Origin of the sequence: Methylobacterium komagatae, assembly GCF_042661665.1 — a bacterium.
Lineage (GTDB): Bacteria > Pseudomonadota > Alphaproteobacteria > Rhizobiales > Beijerinckiaceae > Methylobacterium > Methylobacterium komagatae.
Map to the genome: position 1 here is coordinate 2526937 of NZ_JBHSWN010000001.1, position 15564 is coordinate 2542500.

Consider the following 15564-nt stretch of genomic DNA (forward strand, 5'->3'; position numbering starts at 1 on the left):
CCTCTCGTGTCCTGTTATGTCGGGACAACGGGGGCGGCGGGTGATCGTTGCGGCCCGGCGCGGAGCGCCGGGCCGCAGGGTTCGAACTAGCCGATGCCGTCGAACAGCGCCGACGAGATGTACCGCTCGGCGAAGGAGCAGGCGATGGTGACGATCCGCTTGCCCTGGAATTCCGGCCGCTTGGCCAGTTCGAGGGCGGCGGCCACGTTGCCGCCGGTCGAGATGCCGCCGGGGATGCCTTCCAGCTTGGCCAGCGCCCGCGCCGTCTCGAAGGCGGTGTCGTTCGAGACCTTCAGGACGCCATCGAGCACGTCGGTGTGCAGGTTGTCGGGGATGAAGCCCGCGCCGATGCCCTGGATCTTGTGCGGGCCCGGCTGGCCGCCGGAAATGACCGGCGAATCGACCGGCTCCACCGCGAAGACCTTCAGGTCAGGCAGGCGCGGCTTCAGAACCTCGGACACGCCCGTGATCGTGCCGCCCGTGCCGACACCGGCGACGAACGCGTCGAGCTTGCCGTTCGTGTCGGCCCAGATCTCCTCGGCCGTGGTGCGGCGGTGGATGTCCGGGTTGGCCGGGTTCGAGAATTGCTGCGGCATCACCGCGCCGGGGATCTCGCGAAGGAGTTCCTCGGCCTTGGCGATGGCCCCCTTCATGCCCTGCGGGCCGGGGGTGAGGGCAAGCTCGGCGCCGAGGAAGGCGAGCATCTTGCGCCGCTCGAGCGACATCGTCTCCGGCATGACGAGGATAAGTCGGTAGCCACGCGCGGCGGCGGTGAAGGCCAGCGCGATGCCGGTGTTGCCGGAGGTCGGCTCAACCAACGTGCCGCCCGGCTGCAGCTTGCCCGAGGCTTCCAGCGCGTCGATCATGTTGACGCCGATACGGTCCTTCACGCTCGCGATCGGGTTGAAGAACTCGAGCTTCAGCAGGATTTCGGCGTCGACGCCGTGCTCCTTGGGAAGGCGATTGAGCTTCACGAGCGGCGTATTGCCGATCGTCTCCGTGATCGAACCGAAGATGCGACCATGGCCGACCTTGGCCGGCGCGTTGAGGGAATCGGCCATCGCGTATGTCCTGTCTGCGTTCGTTCCGATGTCGGATGCGAAAACCCTATGCCAAGGGGGCGGGGCTCACCGGATCCGTTCCATGGGCTGCGATAGACGCTCGATCCGGCCGGAGCAATCACTGTAAGTGCCTTATCCGACAAATCATTTTATTGATGCCGGGGATTAAGCCTCGTCGTGGAAGATTGTATTTTCTTTCTCTGTCCACCAGAGAAAAACCTTCTCAAGCGGGTATCGGTATGAGCCACGAAACGAGATTGACCCGCCGAGCCGGAATCGCCCTCTGCATGGCGATGGCGGCATGGCCGGCGCGAGGCGCGCCTCTGCACGTGACTCTCGCCACCGCGACGCCCGGCGGCGGATTCCCGGCTTTTGGAGAAGCCTTCGCCGCCGCAATTCACGCCGCCGATCCCGATCTCGTCATCGAGACCCGGTCGAGTGGCGGGTCGGCGGAGAATATCGGCCTGCTGACGCGCGGGGAGGTCGATCTCGCTTTGGTGCAGGGCGCTTATGCGCACCCTATTTTCGACAAGCCCGATGGGCCGAAGGTGCTGGCGCCGATGTACTCGACCCCCGGCCTGTTCGTGATGCGCGCCGACAGTCCGGTGCGCAGCATCGCCGACTTGCGTGGTCGGCCCGTCGCGCTCGGAACGCGAAACTCGGGACTGACGGTGATGGGCCGGGCGGTGCTCACCGCGTCGGGCCTGGACCCGGAGCGCGACATCCAGCCCATCCTCCTCGATCATGCCGGCGATGGACCCGCCATGGTTCGCGATGGACGGGCCGCGGCCCTGTGGGGCGGCGGATTGGGATGGCCTGGGTTCCTGGCCGTGGCGCAAGAGGAGGGCGGTGCCCGCTTCCTCGGGCCAGCGGCCGATGCGATCGACAGGCTGACGGCGCAGGATCAGAAGTTGACGCGGATGAGTGTGCCAGCCGGAAGCTTTCCGGGGCAGGACGCTCCAATCGCGACGATCGGTTCGTGGAGCTTCATCCTCGCGCGGCCGAACTTTCCACCCGAGGCCGGCTACCGGATCGTGAAGGCTCTCGCTCGAGCGAATGGAGAAATGCGCTCCCGCCACGCCCAAGGCGGCGAGAGCGACCCACACTTACTCGACGGCCTTCTGCCGAAGGCCGCGGTCGATGCAGGAACGCGGCGTTACCTGTCCGAGGCGAAGCCTTAGCGGAAACCGGCCGCCCGGCGGTCGCGCTTGCGCTCGGTCGCCGGCTGGTAGGCGATTTCGGCGTGGTGCGTGCAATAGGGCAGGCCGGTGATCGACCGGGCGCCGCAGAAGCGGAATTCCGGCGTGGTCGGATCGCCCAGCGGCCAGCGGCACATGGATTCCCGAAGGTCCATGATCGTGACCCGTTGCGATACGGGGATCGCAGCCGGTTCGGGGGCGGCAGCAGCGACTGGAGCAGGCGGGGCCGCCTGCGGAAATTCGGGAGCCGGGCGGTGCGAGACGACGACAGCCGGTTCCGGCGCGGCGGCCAGGATCGCGGCCTTCTCCACCTCAACGGGCTTGCTGGCAACGACCGGCGCATCTTCGCCGGACTTCACGCGGCCCGCGAGACCCAGCCGGTGAACCTTTCCGATGACGGCATTGCGCGTCACCCCGCCGAGTTGCGCCGCGATCTTGCTGGCGCTCTGGCCGTCCTCCCAGAGGCGGCGAAGAAGCGCCACGCGCTCTTCGGTCCAGCTTAAGCCCGCTTCCATTATCCCCCTCCGACCCATCGCCCAGCGGCGCACGCGACGCGTTCGAGCCGGCCAGCGGAAGCCGGGCCAGTGCGACACCGTGTCTCTCCGAGCCGTCGCTGAACCCTACAGCGGCGTTCGCGGCGCTTGCAAGGGCGACGTGACCACGGTTTTGGGCACTCGGCGGCCTGTCCACCGCCAACCGTGGCCCTGGGCCGGATCGTGGCCGCACTGCAACAACCACTCGTCAAGGCGAACTTGGCCTTTGCTTCCGGAACGCGAAACGGCCAAGCTCGGTTCTGCTTAGCAAGTGCGTCGCCTCGTGCGAGCCGGACGTTCGGGATGTTGACGATGGCCACCGTTCGGAATGGTTTGCGCTGCGCCGCAATCCTCGGCTTGGCCGCGCTCGTGGCGGGCTGCGGCTCCGTGCCGCGCACCGCCTATACGGCAGACCAAGCCCGCGATGCGACCATTCCCGGCGTCGCCGACGCTCGCGTCTTTGCGGACGCCTCGGTCGAGACCATCGCGCAACTCGCGGCCAATCCGGAAAAGCGCAGGTCCCGCTTCACCTATCTCGCTCTGTCCGGCGGCGGCGGGGACGGCGCCTACGGCGCGGGCGTGCTTAATGGCTGGACGGCCTCGGGGACGCGACCTGAATTCACCCTTGTCTCGGGGGTGTCCACAGGCGCGCTCATCGCGCCCTTCGCTTTCCTGGGCTCCGGTTACGATTCCTATCTCACCGAATTCTATACGAGCGGCGTCGCGGAAACGCTGGTTGCCGAGCCGAGCATCACGAGCGTGCTCTTCGGCTCCGGCTTGTTCGGGGATGGGCGCCTGCGTGACCTGATCGGGCGATACCTCACGAACGACCTCATGGACGCGATTGCCGCCGAGCATGCCAAGGGTCGTCGCCTCCTCGTCGTGACGACGAACCTCGACTCGCAGCGTGCCGTGATCTGGAACATGGGCGCGATTGCCTCAAGCAATGCGCCGAACCGCCTGGGCTGTTCCGCGACGTGCTTGCAGCCTCGGCCAGCATCCCTGCGGTGTTCCCGCCGCAACTCATCGATGTCAGCGCCGGCCCGACCCAGTTCCAGGAGATGCACGTCGACGGCTCGGTGGTGACACCCGTCTTCACCCTGCCGCAGAGCCTTTTGCTGCGGGACGGCAAGCTGCGCACCAACGGGAAGGGTGACATCTTCGTGGTCATCAACGGCCGTCTCGAGCCGGATTTCGAGGTGACGCAGAACAACACCCTCGCGATTGTCGGCCGGTCGTTCACCACCGCGAGCCGGGCGCGCTCCCGCGCGGCGCTGGCCGCGACCTACGCCCTCGCCCGCGCGAACAATATCGGCTTCAACCTGACTTACGTGGATGAGTCCGGTCCCAAGGCTCCGGCGGCGCAGGGGTTCAACACCGCCTACATGCGCTCTCTCTACCAGGACGGTTTCGAGAAGGCCCGGACGAGCCACCTGTGGGAGCACACCGTTCCCGCGGCGCCCATTACGAAGGCGCAAATCGCGCAGACGGTGAACCCGTAAACTCGAACGATCCAGGGCGGCTCGCCCTGGATCGGTAGGGGCAAAGGCCCGGCTACTTCCGCAGGATCTTGGTCACGAGGCGGCCGATCGGGGAGGCCGTGCTCGCATTGCGGTCGTCGCGGATGACGGGCCGATCCTCGTTGCCGAGGATCTTGGTGACGAGACGTCCGATAAGGCTCATGCGCGGGGTCCTCTCGCATCCTGCGCTAAAACGGCGCAGCTTGTTCATCAACGGGCGACGGGCACCCCTGTTCCGCAATGACCGGCCCGCGCATGTCATGCGAGGGTCCGACCCCGAAAACGCGTCGAGATGAGCATGAAGTCTGCCCCCCTCCTGCTGGCCACCCTGTGGACCGCGATCTTCCCGGTCTCCGCTGCGCAGTCGGACAGCTGCTTCGAGGCCTTGGCGGGGAAGGCGGTCGAGGCCGGGGTGCCGCGCGAGGTCGCACAAGCGCAACTCGGCACCCTGACGCCCGATCCCGATGTACTCGCAGCGACCCGCAATCAGGCCGAGTTCACGAAGCCGGTCTGGGCCTATGTCGATGCCTCCGTCACGCCGGAGAAGATCGCCGAGGGACAGCGGAAGCTTCAGCGATGGGCGAGCACCCTCGATGCAATCGAGGCCCAGTACGGAGTAGATCGCTACACGCTCGTCGCGTTCTGGGGTGTCGAGTCGAGCTACGGAGCCGTGCTCGATGATCCCACGATCGTCCGCCCTGCGGTGCGCTCGCTCGCCACGCTGGCCTGCGGCGATCCGGGGCGGCCGGATTACTGGCGCGCCGAACTCATCGCCGCCTTGAAGATTCTCGCTGCAGGGGATGCCACGCCGGAGCGGTTGACCGGCTCATGGGCGGGCGCGTTGGGCAACACGCAGTTCATGCCGACCGTCTTTCTCTCGCGCGCCGTGGATTTTGACGGCGACGGGCGGCGTGATCTCTGGGGTTCGGTGCCGGATTCCCTGGCTTCCACGGCGAACTACCTCGTCGCAGAGGGCTGGAAGGCGGGCGAGCGGTGGGGCACCGAGGCGACGATTCCCGATGGGTTCGACCTTGCGCTTGCGGACGAGACGACATCGCGAAGCCTCGCGGACTGGCGCACGCTCGGTGTGAAGCCGGTGCGGGACGATGGCCTGCGCGATGAGAACAAGGCGACGCTGTACCTGCCCGCCGGTGCGCGCGGTCCCGCCTTCCTGCTGATGCCGAATTTCGCGGTGATCCTGCGCTACAACACCTCCTTTTCCTACGCGCTCACCGTGGCCCATCTTTCGGACAGGCTGCGAGGCTCGCCGGGCTTCGGGCGGGATTGGCCACGTGGCGACCGGATGCTCGGCAACGAGGAGCGACAGGACCTACAAACCCTGCTCAATGAGCAGGGACATCCGGTCGGCACGGTCGATGGCAAGATCGGGCCGCGCACCCGGGCGGCGTTGCGCGCGTTCCAGAAGGCCGCAGGCCTGCCGCCCGATGGTTATGCCGATGCGGCGATGCTGGAAAAGCTGAGATCACACAAGAAGTGACGCTCAGGCTCGGACCTGGAGGAAGTGGTCCGCCGGGCCCGCCTCATCGGTGAAGACGCCAGCCGTCAGCGCGCCGCCATAGACCGCGCCGGTGTCGAGATTCGTCCGGAAGGGTCTTCGCTCCGGTCGGCCCTCTCGCTGCGGCGTGTGGCCATGGACGACGTGGCGGCCGAAATCATGGTCCCCGTCGAGGAAGACGTCGCGAATCCATAGGCGATCATGGACATCGCTTTCCTCCGGCAGGGTTCCGGGCCGGAAGCCGGCATGGACGTACCAGTGGCGGGCGTCGGAATGCAGGGTCGGCAGGCCTTCGAGCCAGTCGAGAATGTTGCTCGGCAGACCCGAGACATCCCGCGCCCCGAACGATTCGAGGGTCGCGTCGCCGCCATTGGAGAGCCAATGCAGTGCGGCCTCTTCGGTCGTCAGGGAATCGAGCAGCATCCGCTCGTGGTTACCCATCAGGCAGACGACGTGGTCGGGGTCGGACCATTGCAGGCGGCTTACCGTCCGCAAAACCGAAGCGGAATCCGGACCGCGATCGACGTAATCACCGAGGAAGACGATCGTCCGCTCGCGGCCATCGGCATGCGCGTCGATCCGCTCGAGCAGCGCATCCAGCTGCTCGTTACAACCGTGAATATCGCCGATGGCGTACGTCAATGCCGTGGATTGCATCAGCCGTTGTCCACGGGACTCGGGCGCTGTGCAAGACGAGCGACGCCTCAGGCGTTCGGCATCCTCAGCACTATCTTGTCGCCGCCCTCGCGGGACACGTCGCGATAAGCCGCGACGGCATCGGCCAGGGGCACTTCGGTTACTGCGCCGCAGTTCAGCGAACCTCGCGCGAAGAGGTCGCCGATTTCGCGGAGCATCGTCGCACAGGCGCGGCTGTCGTAGAGCAGCGAGTTGACCCCGACGATGGATCCGCCCCGCCGGTAGAGATCGAGAACGGGCGTCTCGACATGGCCGCTCGGCGGCGCGGAGATGATGGCCACGCGGCCGAAGGTCTTGATGGCGCGGATCGCCTCCGGCAGGCGGTAGCCCGTCGTCTCGAAGGCGACGTCGAAGCCAGTCGGAAGGGCGGCATCGGCTGGGTAGGCGGCGGCGTCGAGGCCGATGGCCTTCAACTCCTCGGCCTGTTCGGGGCGGCGGACAGCCACATGCACCTGCGTGCCGCCCGCCCGGGCGAGGTCGGTCGCCGCACGGCCGACCGCGCCTGCGCCGACCACGAGGAGTCGGGTTTCCGCCGTCACGCCCGCACGCTTCAGCGCATCCCATGCGGTGGTGAAGGGAACGCCGAGACTCGCAGCCTGGGCGTAAGAGAGCGCCTCCGGCATGATCGCCACACCGTCGGCGGGAAGGGTGAGGAATTCGGCGTGGCTGCCGTCGCGGTCGAAGCCGAGGTCGCGGCCCGTACCCCATACGCGGCGGCCGAGGAGAGCCGCATCGCCCTCAACCACGATTCCCGCGAAGTCGCGGCCGGGAATGCGCGGCACGGTCGTATAGGGGAAGCGGCCGAGGACGTTCTTCACGTCGCTCGGATTGAGCCCCGCCGCGTGAACGGCCACGCGCACATGTCCGGGAGCAGGGACGGGGTCCGGCACCGTCTCGACCAGCAGCGCATCGAGGCTGCCGGTGGTGTGGAAGCGGACTGCCTGCATGGCGATGCCGTCCTTACGGGGATGTGACTCCGCCCATTCCGCCGCCGCCGCCGGGCCCGGCTCCCTGGGCGTTGGCGCTCGGGCTGCCGCTGGAGGCGAGGGCGCGGCGCTTGTCGGCCTGCACGCTGGCGGGATCGAAGTACTTGGCTGCGTCGCCGAGTTGCGCCGAAGGCTGGCAATTCGGCGTGCAGGACAGGGATTCCCGGTCCATGCCGCGCTGAACGGTGATCGTCGCCTCGCGGGAGGCCTCGACACGGATCATCGTCTCCGCGATCAACGTGCCGCTATTGTCGAGTGCGATCAGGTTGGTCGAGCCGAAGCTCTTGCCGGTGAGGATCAGCACGCCGTTCTTCTGCGGCGTCACCTCTGCGATGAACGGGTTGCCGACGACGACGGTCTGTGTCTTCTCCGGCAGGCGGATCACCTTGGCGTTGTCGACGATCACCGTGACGATGGGCAGGGCTTCCGGCGGTGCGGCCTCCACCGGGGCCGGCAGCAGGCAGAGCATGCTCAGAGCGAAACCCAGCCGTCCGGCCGGTGAGAAGGTGCGACGCATCGATACAAGCCCGTACACGGCGCGCGGCTATGCCGTGCCCTTACAGCAAGCACGGAAGTGGTAAACGTTTCGCTAAAGGATATAGTGCCGATTACGCGACAAAGACCGGTCGTGAATGATTATCAATTCAATTTTTATTTACCGTGTCGCGATTGTGAGCACTTTGCCGCTGGTTGTGAGATCGGGTTAACTCAATTTCAAGGCGTGGCACCCAGTGTGAACGAGCCGCCGATCGAGGCGTAACACTTCGTCGGTCACCGAGCGATATTCGTATTTAGGGCCATCACCATGAAGAGCATCGTCAAGCGCTTTGCCGGCGACGAGTCCGGCGCCACCGCCATCGAGTACGGCATGATCGCCGCCCTCATCGCCGTCGTCATCATCGGCACGCTGAAGGTGATCGGCACGCAGCTCAACGCGAAGTTCGGCTCGATCTCCGCTCAGCTCGAACTGATCGGATAGCAGCCCTTCTCCGATCCGCGGCACGGGGAGTAACCGCCGCGTCCTGAAAGGGACGGGGCGGAAGCTCACCGTGCCGGAGCGGCGAACAAGACCGAGGACCACGATGAGCGGAACCATCATTGCCGAGTTCGGGCTACTGGTGCTGTTCCCCTTTCTCATGGCCTATGCCGCTGCGAGCGACCTGCTGACCATGCTGATCCCCAACCGGATCTCGCTGGCGCTGGTGCTCGGCTTCGCCATCCTGGCGGGCAGCGGCCTGATGAGCTTGTCCGACATCGGCCTGCATGTCGGCGCAGCCGCGGTCGTCTTGGCGACGACCTTCACTCTCTTCGCCCTGAACATCATCGGCGGCGGAGACGCCAAGCTCGCGGCGGCCACGGCGCTGTGGCTCGGCTTCGACGGCTTGCTCGATTATCTGCTTGCGGCGTCCGTCCTCGGCGGCCTTCTGACATTGGCCCTGCTCGCGGCGCGCTCGCACCCGCTCCCGAACCCGTTGGCCAAGCTGCCCTTCGCGCTGCATCTGCACGACCGCAAGACCGGCGTGCCCTACGGCATTGCGCTCGCAGCCGCTGCCTTGCTCGTCCTCCCCGAGACTTCCGTCTGGACGGTCGTGATCGGCGCCTGAGGATCTGGAGCGCGCGCCACGGCGCAGCTACAAGGGCCCATGCCCCTCGCATTCCTGCGACGCCCCGATCCCGACCACCTCGAAGTCCACCACGAGGGCGCGTTGCTACGCGTCGCCCTGCGGCGGCGCGATACCGCCCGGCGCATCACGTTGCGTGTGTCCGCCGCGACCGGCGAAGCCGTGATCACCCTGCCACCACGCCTTGCCCTGAGCACGGCGCAGCGCTTCGCTGCGAGCCATGCCGGCTGGATTGCTGCCCGGCTCGCCCGCGTCCCAGAGCGCACCGCCTTCGAGCCCGGCGCCGAGATCCCGATTCGCGGCGAGCCGCATCGGCTGGTTCTGCGGGGGACGCGCAGCGGCGTGGCGCGCTTCGACGAGGAGGAGGGGGCAAGATCCTCTCCCTTGCTTGCGACGAGGCGCATTTTTCCCGCCGGGTGCGCGACGCCCTGATGCGCGCCGCCCGTGCCGATATCGATGCGTCGATCGAGCGGCACGCCGTGCGGCTCGGTCAGCGGCCGGTGAAGGTCACGTTGCGCGATACGCGCAGTCGCTGGGGCTCATGCACCGCCAGGGGCGAGCTGAACTTCTCCTGGCGGCTCATCCTCGCGCCGCCCATGGTGCTGGACTACCTCGTCGCCCACGAGATGGCGCACCTGCGCGAGATGAACCATTCGTCGCGCTTCTGGGCTGTCGCGCATCACCTCTGCGGCCATGTCGATGCCGCCGAGGCATGGCTGAAGCGGAACGGCACGCAGCTGCACCGCTTCGGCTGACGCTCAGCCCTTCACGCGCAGGACACGCCGCGTGGTGACGACCTCCGCAGGCCACGCCGGACGCGGATCGACCTCGCCGGGGTTCAGCGTGCGCGGCGCGACGCTGTCGCAGACTTCGCGCTGGCGCAGGATAACCGGGTTCCCGAACTGGTCGTGCCGCCGGATGATGCCGCCCTCCCGGCAGAAACCCGCGATGGCGGCCGAGCCACCACGGCGACCATAGGGATTTACGGCGACGGGCGGATGCTCGACGATCAGCGTGTCCGAATGCTCCAGGGAGCGCTCGACATAGGTGGTCTCACCCACCGGCAGGCCCTGTGCGCCGGCTTGGGCGAGGGTGGCGAGGAGGCCAGCGGCCGAGAGGACGAGAAGACGCATTGGACAATCCGAGATTGTGGCGGCGGCGGGGCCTGTTCGCCTTAATCTAGTCCAGAAGCGTGGCTGCGGGTAGCCGTCGTCTGCGCTGCATGGGTCATTCGCTTGACAGCGCATGGGCCCGCATGGTCGGAACACCCTCATTTTCCGGGCCGCCGCCGTCAGGCGCGGCCTTTCCGACAGGGTCAGACGGTGCCGTTCCTCGTGAGGCTCGAACGTTTCCGGCACGCGGCTGCGCTGTCCGGGTTGCTCTTCCTGATGTCGGTTCTCTCCGCCGCGCCAGCCGCCGCGCAGGGGACCGTGCGCAAGACCTTCGACGACTGGCAATTGCGCTGCGAGACGCCTGCGGGCGCCAAGGCTGAGCAATGCGCCCTCGTGCAGTACCTCGCCGCGGAGGACCGGCCGAACCTGACCCTCGTGGTCATCGTGCTGAAGACCGCCGACAATCGCGGCTATCTCCTCCGCGTGGTCGCCCCGCTCGGCGTTCTGCTGCCCTCCGGCCTGGGCCTCAAGATCGACCAGACCGATATCGGCCGCGCCGGCTTCGTGCGCTGCCTCACGACGGGCTGCGTCGCTGAGGTGGTGATGGACAACGGGTTGATCCAGCAATTCAAAAACGGCTCGAAGGCCACCTTCATCGTGTTCCAGACGCCTGAGGAAGGCGTCGGCATACCCCTGTCGATGAAGGGCTTCGCCGCCGGTTTCGACAGTCTCAAATAGTCCTGCTCAAGTAAGCCTGTCCGGGTCCTCGTCATGGTCGGAAAGCGGATCAGTCTCCTCAGTCTCGTCCTTGCAGCGGGACTGTGCGCCTCGCCCGCGAGCGCTGAGGAAGGCAACATCTTCTCGAACCTGCTCAAGTATGGCGGGACCACCGTGCCGCCGTCGCAGCCCAAGGAACTCGAGGCGGCCTATTGCCCGACCGTGGATGTCGCCGAGGGCGGCGCGGCACTCCGCATCATGGCGGGGTCCAATGTCCGCACGCAGATCAGCGTCGGCCGCATGGCACGCGAATGCGCTCGCCGCGAGGATGGCTCCATCGCCCTGAAGGTCGGCGTCGAAGCGCGCGTGCTGCTCGGCCCCGCCGGCTCGCCCGGCCGGTTCGACGTGCCCGTCACCGTCTCCGTCAAATATGACGACAAGGTCGTCGCGAGCCGAGTCGGCCGCACCACCGCCGAGATCGACAAGGGCGAGGCGCAGACGATTGCGCAGATCATAGTCGATGACCTCACTGTGCCCGCAGCGATGACGCGCGATTACGAGATCGAGGTTTCGCTCGGCGCTAGCAAGGCGCCGTCCAAGCCGAAGCCCCGCCGCAAGCCGGCCGCCGCTGCCGCCCCGGCGGGCGGAGGCGACGCTGCTCAGTGAGCCGATCGACCCGATTGCCGGACGTGCTGGGTGGCGGCTCGGACAGCCGGTCGCCTTTCGCCTGGAACCGAGTGGCGATCCCGTCTTCGAGTCTCGCCTGATCCTGCCCGGCCGCTCCTGCGGCTGGTTCACCATGACGTTCGTCGCGGATGCCATGGCGCCGTCGCGTCGGCCGCTCCTGAGAGTCCGACGCAGCGACGGCGACGCGCAGGTTCTCGTGCTGCCCGGCCCGGCGCTGGGCCTTGCTCATTGGATCGGCCTCATCCCTGCCGATGCGGTCGACATCCTCATCTCGACGAGTCCCGGCACCCGGCTCATCCGCGTCGGACGCCGCAGTGAAGCGGGCGTATTGCTCGAATGCGCGTGGCGGAGGCCGGGCAACGCCGCCGCTGTGCTGCTGGCACGGGTAAGAGGGCAGGGGCGACGCGTCCGGGACATCCTGCGGGGCGGCGTGGCGGTAACGCGGCGAACGCGTTTCGCTGCCTGGGCGGCCGAGCGCCGCGTCGCCTTTACGGGCAAGGCGCCCCATCTGCCGATCCGCTGCATCATCCTGTCGGACGAACCCAGCGCCGACGCCCAGGCGCAAACGCAAGCATCCCTGGTGGCGCAGACCTATCCCCTCGCCACGGTCGAGGTCATGTCCGGCGCCTCGATCGGAAGCCCCGCCGAACTCCTCGGCGACGCCGCTGGCCTCTGCCTGTTGCGAGCGGGGGACGTGCTCGATCCGGACGCCCTGGCCATTCTCGCGGCGAGCCTCGGCACGGCGGATCTCGCCTACGCCGACGAGATCCATCCGGATGGATTGCCTCGCCTCAAGCCGGACTGGAGCCCGGATCTGGCCCTGGCCACCGGTTATGTCGGGCGGGTCGCGCTGTTTTCGCGGACGCTGGTCGAGCGCCTACCCCCCGCTCCCCTCGGCCCGATCGCGGAGGCTGCGGAAGCCTTCGGCATTCTCGCGGCCCATGCCTGCCGCCGGGCGGTCCATTGCCCGCGCCCCCTCGCCACTGTGTCTCACAAATCGACGCATCCCCTCGGCCGCTGCCTCGCCGCGCTCGGGTCTTCGGTTCAGGCCGTCGAGCGGGGCGGAGTCACGGACCTGCAATGGCCATTGCCCGACCCGGCACCCCTCGCCAGCGTCATCATCCCCTCCCGCGACCGAATTGACCTCATCTCTGTCGCCTGTCGCGGCGTGCTCGAAGCGACCGATTACCCGGCCATCGAGTTGGTCGTCGTCGATAATGGCTCCGCCGATCCGGCCGTCCTTGCCTTCTACGAAGAATTGCAGCGAGACCACCGCGTGCGGATCGTGCCCTATCCGCACCCCTTCAACTTCGCCGCCATGGTCAATGCCGGCGTGCAGGCCGCCTCGGGTCAAGTGGTCGTGCTGCTCAACAACGATATCGGCGTGAGGGATTCCGGCTGGCTGCGTGAGATGGTGCGTCAGGCCATCCGTCCGGATGTCGGCGCAGTTGGGGCGAAGCTGCTCTTCGGGGACGGAAAACTGCAGCACGCGGGTGTGGTCGTCGGCCTCGCGGGGAGGGCGGGCCATCTCCTGCGTCGGCGCCCGGCCGACACGCCCGGCCATCTCGGCCAGCTCCGCGTCGCGCACGAGGTATCGGCTGTGACGGCGGCCTGCCTCGCGGTCTCCCGCGAAAAGTACCAGGCCGTCGGTGGTTTCGATGCCGAGAGCTTCCCGGTCGATTTCAACGACGTGGATTTCTGCCTTCGCCTCGGCGCGCGTGGCTATAAGACGATCTGGACACCTGCCGCCGAACTCTTCCACTTCGAATCGGTCAGCCGGGGGCCATCCGTCGGGGCGAAACGCGAGCGGTTCGAGCGCGAGGCCGCCCGGTTCACCGAGCGATGGCTCGAGGTGATCCGGCACGATCCCTTCTATCACCCCGCCTTGTCGCTCACGACCTTTGGCGAGGATCTTGAATGACCCGTCCGGATTTCACGGGCGGCGCCTATCTCGGTGAACCGCGCGGATCACGGCGCTCAGTCCAGGCGACGGCGCGTGACATGCTGTGCCAGCCTCGCGCGGCACTCAGCGTTCTGACCGCTCGCCTGATGGGTAAGAGGCTTCGTGCTCGTCAGCGGCTCGCAGCCCTGATCGGTATCGATCACCGCCTCGCCCTGCCAGCCACCGAGATGAATCGGCCCTGCGAGGAAGCGTCCGCCAGAGGCAGCTTCATCATTCTGGGGAGCGGCACGCTCCTGCAAGGTGCGTCCGAACGGATCGAGCGTGCCTTCGCGGACGACCCACATCTCCAAGCTCTCTACGGCGACGGGCTGGTGCAGCGTGAGGCGGGCGGCCCCGTCTTCCCGATTCTGCCCCCGGCCTTCGATCCAGACCTATTGATGTCGGTCGATTACCTCGGTCCGCTCGCCGTCCGTCGGGATGCGCTGTCCTCTCCATCGGACCCGCTTGCGGCCGCCTTCGCCATCGCCGAACGTTATGGTCCGAACGCGGTCGGCCATCTACCGGGGTTGCTCTTCCTCCATCGGCCCGGCGACGAGCCTTCGCGCGATCGCCTGACACCCGTCCGCGCCCATCTCGATCGCACCGGACGTGAGGCCGTTATGCTGATGATGGAGACCGGCGGCATCGTGCGCGTCACCCATCCGCTTCCCGAGACGCCCCTCGTCAGCGTGATCGTGCCGACCCGCGACCGGCTCGATCTCCTGCGCCCGTGCCTCGAAGCCCTTCGCACCCGCACGGCTTGGCCCCGTCTGGAGATCCTGGTTTGCGACAACGAGAGCCGCGAACCCGAGACGCTTGCCTACCTCCGTGCCCTTGCGGGGGAGGGGAGGGGGGCGTCGTGCCCTGTCCGGGACCCTTTAACTTCGCGGCGATGAACAATGCGGCGGCGGCCCAGGCGAAGGGCTCGCTCCTCGTCTTCATGAACAACGATGTCGAGGCGTTCCGGCCGGATTGGCTCGTCGCGATGGCGCGTCACGCGCTTCGCCCGGAGGTCGGCGCGGTCGGCGCCAAGCTCCTCGATGGGGAAGGGCGCATCCAGCATGGCGGGATCGTTCTCGGAACGGGCGGGCTCGTCACTCATGCCCACCGGCACTTCCCGGGCGATGCGCCGGGCTACCTCTCGACCCTGCGCGTGGCACATCGCGTGTCGGCCGTTACCGCCGCCTGCCTGATGGTCGAAGCCCGCAAGTTCCATGCGGTCGGCGGTTTCGATGCGGGTGAGTTCGCGGTCGACTTCAACGACGTCGACCTGTGCCTTCGCCTCAACGCGGCGGGCTACGACACGCTGCAGGTGCCGGAAGCCGTGCTCCATCACCGGGAGGCGGCAAGCCGCCGCTGGACACCGGAGGCACGCCTTCGCCACGAAGGCGAGGTCGCAGCCTTCAAAAAGCGATGGGGGCCGCTGCTGGTGCAGGACCCCCATTACAATCCCGGTTTTGATGCCGGTCTTTCGACCCATGCGAGGCTGGCGAAGGACTTTCCCCGGCAGGGTCCCGTCCGCCGCCCCGCCTGAGCGTTACTGAACGAGGCGTGGGCCGCCCAACTGCACCTTCTCGTTCTCGGCCATGATGCCGAGGCGCTTGGCGACCTCGGTATAGGCCTCGATCAACCCCCCGAGATCCTTGCGGAACCGGTCTTTGTCGAGCTTGTCGGAGGACTTGATGTCCCACAGGCGGCACGAATCCGGAGAGATCTCGTCAGCCACGACGATGCGCATCATGTCGCCTTCCCAAAGGCGGCCGGTCTCCATCTTGAAGTCCACGAGCCGGATGCCGACGCCGAGGAAGAGGCCGGACAAGAAGTCGTTGACTCGGATCGCCAGCGCCATGATGTCGTCGATCTCCTGGGGCGTCGCCCAGCCGAACGCGGTGATGTGCTCTTCCGACACCATCGGGTCGTTGAGCTGGTCGTTCTTGTAATAGAACTCGATGATGGAGCGCGGCAGCTGCGTG

Annotated in this window: 17 protein-coding genes and 2 pseudogenes (1 of these 19 only partly in view); 11 read left to right on the top strand and 8 right to left on the bottom strand. The window is 67.2% G+C overall.

The window, feature by feature from the left end:
• Nucleotides 1-86: 86 nt before the first annotated feature.
• Nucleotides 87-1061 carry a cysteine synthase A gene (cysK, locus tag ACFQE0_RS12340; RefSeq protein WP_378969995.1) on the bottom strand — a complete coding sequence of 325 codons (975 nt, stop codon included), beginning with the start codon at nucleotides 1059-1061 and terminating at the stop codon, nucleotides 87-89.
• Nucleotides 1062-1318: 257 nt separating this feature from the next.
• Between cysK and ACFQE0_RS12345 the strand changes: the two genes are divergently transcribed.
• Entirely contained in the window at nucleotides 1319-2242 is a 924-nt protein-coding gene (locus ACFQE0_RS12345) for a TAXI family TRAP transporter solute-binding subunit (RefSeq protein ID WP_378969998.1), read from the top strand.
• On the opposite strand, the gene ACFQE0_RS12350 is transcribed toward ACFQE0_RS12345, so the two are convergent.
• Nucleotides 2239-2775, bottom strand: coding sequence for a GcrA family cell cycle regulator (locus tag ACFQE0_RS12350; protein ID WP_378970000.1), 537 nt, complete (start codon nucleotides 2773-2775; stop codon nucleotides 2239-2241). The two genes, ACFQE0_RS12345 and ACFQE0_RS12350, sit on opposite strands and share 4 nt — an antisense overlap.
• A 330-nt stretch (nucleotides 2776-3105) precedes the next feature.
• On the opposite strand from ACFQE0_RS12350, the pseudogene ACFQE0_RS12355 reads away from it, so the two are divergent.
• Nucleotides 3106-4295 (top strand): annotated as a pseudogene (locus tag ACFQE0_RS12355) (patatin-like phospholipase family protein).
• 52 nt (nucleotides 4296-4347) lie between these two features.
• On the opposite strand, the gene ACFQE0_RS12360 reads toward ACFQE0_RS12355, so the two are convergent.
• On the bottom strand, nucleotides 4348-4476 hold the full coding sequence (locus ACFQE0_RS12360; RefSeq protein WP_378970002.1) for a TFIIS helical bundle-like domain containing protein: 129 nt from the start codon (nucleotides 4474-4476) through the stop codon (nucleotides 4348-4350).
• Between the two features lie 135 nt (nucleotides 4477-4611).
• On the opposite strand from ACFQE0_RS12360, the gene ACFQE0_RS12365 reads away from it, so the two are divergent.
• On the top strand, nucleotides 4612-5811 hold the full coding sequence (locus tag ACFQE0_RS12365; RefSeq protein WP_378970004.1) for a lytic murein transglycosylase: 1200 nt from the start codon (nucleotides 4612-4614) through the stop codon (nucleotides 5809-5811).
• A gap of 3 nt (nucleotides 5812-5814) precedes the next feature.
• Here the strand turns inward: ACFQE0_RS12365 and ACFQE0_RS12370 are convergent, their stop codons facing one another.
• Genes ACFQE0_RS12370 through ACFQE0_RS12380 form a run of 3 tightly spaced genes read right to left on the bottom strand, consistent with a single transcriptional unit; the run spans nucleotide 5815 to nucleotide 8028 of the window.
• Nucleotides 5815-6486, bottom strand: a complete 672-nt coding sequence (locus ACFQE0_RS12370) for a metallophosphoesterase family protein (protein ID WP_378970006.1) — start codon at nucleotides 6484-6486, stop codon at nucleotides 5815-5817.
• A 47-nt stretch (nucleotides 6487-6533) separates the two neighbouring features.
• Complete coding sequence (locus ACFQE0_RS12375) at nucleotides 6534-7472, bottom strand: quinone oxidoreductase family protein (RefSeq protein ID WP_378970009.1); 939 nt, start codon at nucleotides 7470-7472, stop codon at nucleotides 6534-6536.
• Between the two features lie 13 nt (nucleotides 7473-7485).
• Nucleotides 7486-8028: a pilus assembly protein N-terminal domain-containing protein gene (locus ACFQE0_RS12380; RefSeq protein ID WP_378970011.1), complete on the bottom strand. Its 543-nt coding sequence runs from the start codon at nucleotides 8026-8028 to the stop codon at nucleotides 7486-7488.
• 288 nt (nucleotides 8029-8316) lie between these two features.
• Between ACFQE0_RS12380 and ACFQE0_RS12385 the strand changes: the two genes are divergently transcribed.
• From ACFQE0_RS12385 to ACFQE0_RS12395, 3 genes and pseudogenes are all read left to right on the top strand, one after another.
• Complete coding sequence (locus ACFQE0_RS12385; RefSeq protein ID WP_378970015.1) at nucleotides 8317-8490, top strand: Flp family type IVb pilin; 174 nt, start codon at nucleotides 8317-8319, stop codon at nucleotides 8488-8490.
• Nucleotides 8491-8593: 103 nt separating this feature from the next.
• On the top strand, nucleotides 8594-9115 hold the full coding sequence (locus tag ACFQE0_RS12390) for an A24 family peptidase (RefSeq protein ID WP_378970017.1): 522 nt from the start codon (nucleotides 8594-8596) through the stop codon (nucleotides 9113-9115).
• A gap of 39 nt (nucleotides 9116-9154) precedes the next feature.
• Nucleotides 9155-9888: pseudogene (locus ACFQE0_RS12395) on the top strand (M48 family metallopeptidase).
• Between the two features lie 3 nt (nucleotides 9889-9891).
• Here the strand turns inward: ACFQE0_RS12395 and ACFQE0_RS12400 are convergent.
• Nucleotides 9892-10266 carry a hypothetical protein gene (locus ACFQE0_RS12400; RefSeq protein ID WP_378970019.1) on the bottom strand — a complete coding sequence of 125 codons (375 nt, stop codon included), beginning with the start codon at nucleotides 10264-10266 and terminating at the stop codon, nucleotides 9892-9894.
• Nucleotides 10267-10521: 255 nt separating this feature from the next.
• Between ACFQE0_RS12400 and ACFQE0_RS12405 the strand changes: the two genes are divergently transcribed.
• The 5 genes from ACFQE0_RS12405 (at nucleotide 10522) to ACFQE0_RS12425 (ending at nucleotide 15125) form a co-directional block, all read left to right on the top strand.
• Nucleotides 10522-10983 carry an invasion associated locus B family protein gene (locus tag ACFQE0_RS12405; protein ID WP_378975450.1) on the top strand — a complete coding sequence of 154 codons (462 nt, stop codon included), beginning with the start codon at nucleotides 10522-10524 and terminating at the stop codon, nucleotides 10981-10983.
• A 33-nt stretch (nucleotides 10984-11016) separates the two neighbouring features.
• Complete coding sequence (locus ACFQE0_RS12410; RefSeq protein WP_378970021.1) at nucleotides 11017-11628, top strand: hypothetical protein; 612 nt, start codon at nucleotides 11017-11019, stop codon at nucleotides 11626-11628.
• Nucleotides 11629-11761: 133 nt separating this feature from the next.
• The gene (locus tag ACFQE0_RS12415; protein WP_378970023.1) at nucleotides 11762-13570 is read left to right on the top strand and encodes a glycosyltransferase family 2 protein; all 1809 of its coding nucleotides are present in this window, start codon (nucleotides 11762-11764) and stop codon (nucleotides 13568-13570) included.
• Nucleotides 13567-14487, top strand: a complete 921-nt coding sequence (locus tag ACFQE0_RS12420) for a glycosyltransferase family 2 protein (RefSeq protein ID WP_378970025.1) — start codon at nucleotides 13567-13569, stop codon at nucleotides 14485-14487. Before ACFQE0_RS12415 ends, ACFQE0_RS12420 begins: the two co-directional genes overlap by 4 nt.
• Nucleotides 14451-15125: a glycosyltransferase family protein gene (locus ACFQE0_RS12425; RefSeq protein WP_378970027.1), complete on the top strand. Its 675-nt coding sequence runs from the start codon at nucleotides 14451-14453 to the stop codon at nucleotides 15123-15125. The genes ACFQE0_RS12420 and ACFQE0_RS12425 overlap by 37 nt, the downstream gene beginning before the upstream one ends.
• A 3-nt stretch (nucleotides 15126-15128) precedes the next feature.
• Here the strand turns inward: ACFQE0_RS12425 and purC are convergent, their stop codons facing one another.
• Nucleotides 15129-15564: the 3' portion of a phosphoribosylaminoimidazolesuccinocarboxamide synthase gene (gene purC, locus ACFQE0_RS12430; RefSeq protein ID WP_378970029.1), read on the bottom strand. It continues 359 nt past the right edge of the window; 436 of the gene's 795 nt are visible here — the last part of the coding sequence; its start codon lies off the right edge, out of view; it ends in the stop codon at nucleotides 15129-15131.

Excerpts from the sequence above, each read along its gene's own strand:
- cysK (WP_378969995.1), bottom strand. The coding sequence starts at position 1,061 with ATGGCCGATTCCCTCAACGCGCCGGCCAAGGTCGGCCATGGTCGCATC.
- ACFQE0_RS12350 (WP_378970000.1), bottom strand. The coding sequence starts at position 2,775 with ATGGAAGCGGGCTTAAGCTGGACCGAAGAGCGCGTGGCGCTTCTTCGC.
- ACFQE0_RS12360 (WP_378970002.1), bottom strand. The coding sequence starts at position 4,476 with ATGAGCCTTATCGGACGTCTCGTCACCAAGATCCTCGGCAACGAGGAT.
- ACFQE0_RS12365 (WP_378970004.1), top strand. The coding sequence starts at position 4,612 with ATGAAGTCTGCCCCCCTCCTGCTGGCCACCCTGTGGACCGCGATCTTC.
- ACFQE0_RS12370 (WP_378970006.1), bottom strand. The coding sequence starts at position 6,486 with ATGCAATCCACGGCATTGACGTACGCCATCGGCGATATTCACGGTTGT.
- ACFQE0_RS12375 (WP_378970009.1), bottom strand. The coding sequence starts at position 7,472 with ATGCAGGCAGTCCGCTTCCACACCACCGGCAGCCTCGATGCGCTGCTG.
- ACFQE0_RS12380 (WP_378970011.1), bottom strand. The coding sequence starts at position 8,028 with ATGCGTCGCACCTTCTCACCGGCCGGACGGCTGGGTTTCGCTCTGAGC.
- ACFQE0_RS12385 (WP_378970015.1), top strand. The coding sequence starts at position 8,317 with ATGAAGAGCATCGTCAAGCGCTTTGCCGGCGACGAGTCCGGCGCCACC.
- ACFQE0_RS12390 (WP_378970017.1), top strand. The coding sequence starts at position 8,594 with ATGAGCGGAACCATCATTGCCGAGTTCGGGCTACTGGTGCTGTTCCCC.
- ACFQE0_RS12400 (WP_378970019.1), bottom strand. The coding sequence starts at position 10,266 with ATGCGTCTTCTCGTCCTCTCGGCCGCTGGCCTCCTCGCCACCCTCGCC.
- ACFQE0_RS12405 (WP_378975450.1), top strand. The coding sequence starts at position 10,522 with ATGTCGGTTCTCTCCGCCGCGCCAGCCGCCGCGCAGGGGACCGTGCGC.
- ACFQE0_RS12410 (WP_378970021.1), top strand. The coding sequence starts at position 11,017 with ATGGTCGGAAAGCGGATCAGTCTCCTCAGTCTCGTCCTTGCAGCGGGA.
- ACFQE0_RS12415 (WP_378970023.1), top strand. The coding sequence starts at position 11,762 with ATGACGTTCGTCGCGGATGCCATGGCGCCGTCGCGTCGGCCGCTCCTG.
- ACFQE0_RS12420 (WP_378970025.1), top strand. The coding sequence starts at position 13,567 with ATGACCCGTCCGGATTTCACGGGCGGCGCCTATCTCGGTGAACCGCGC.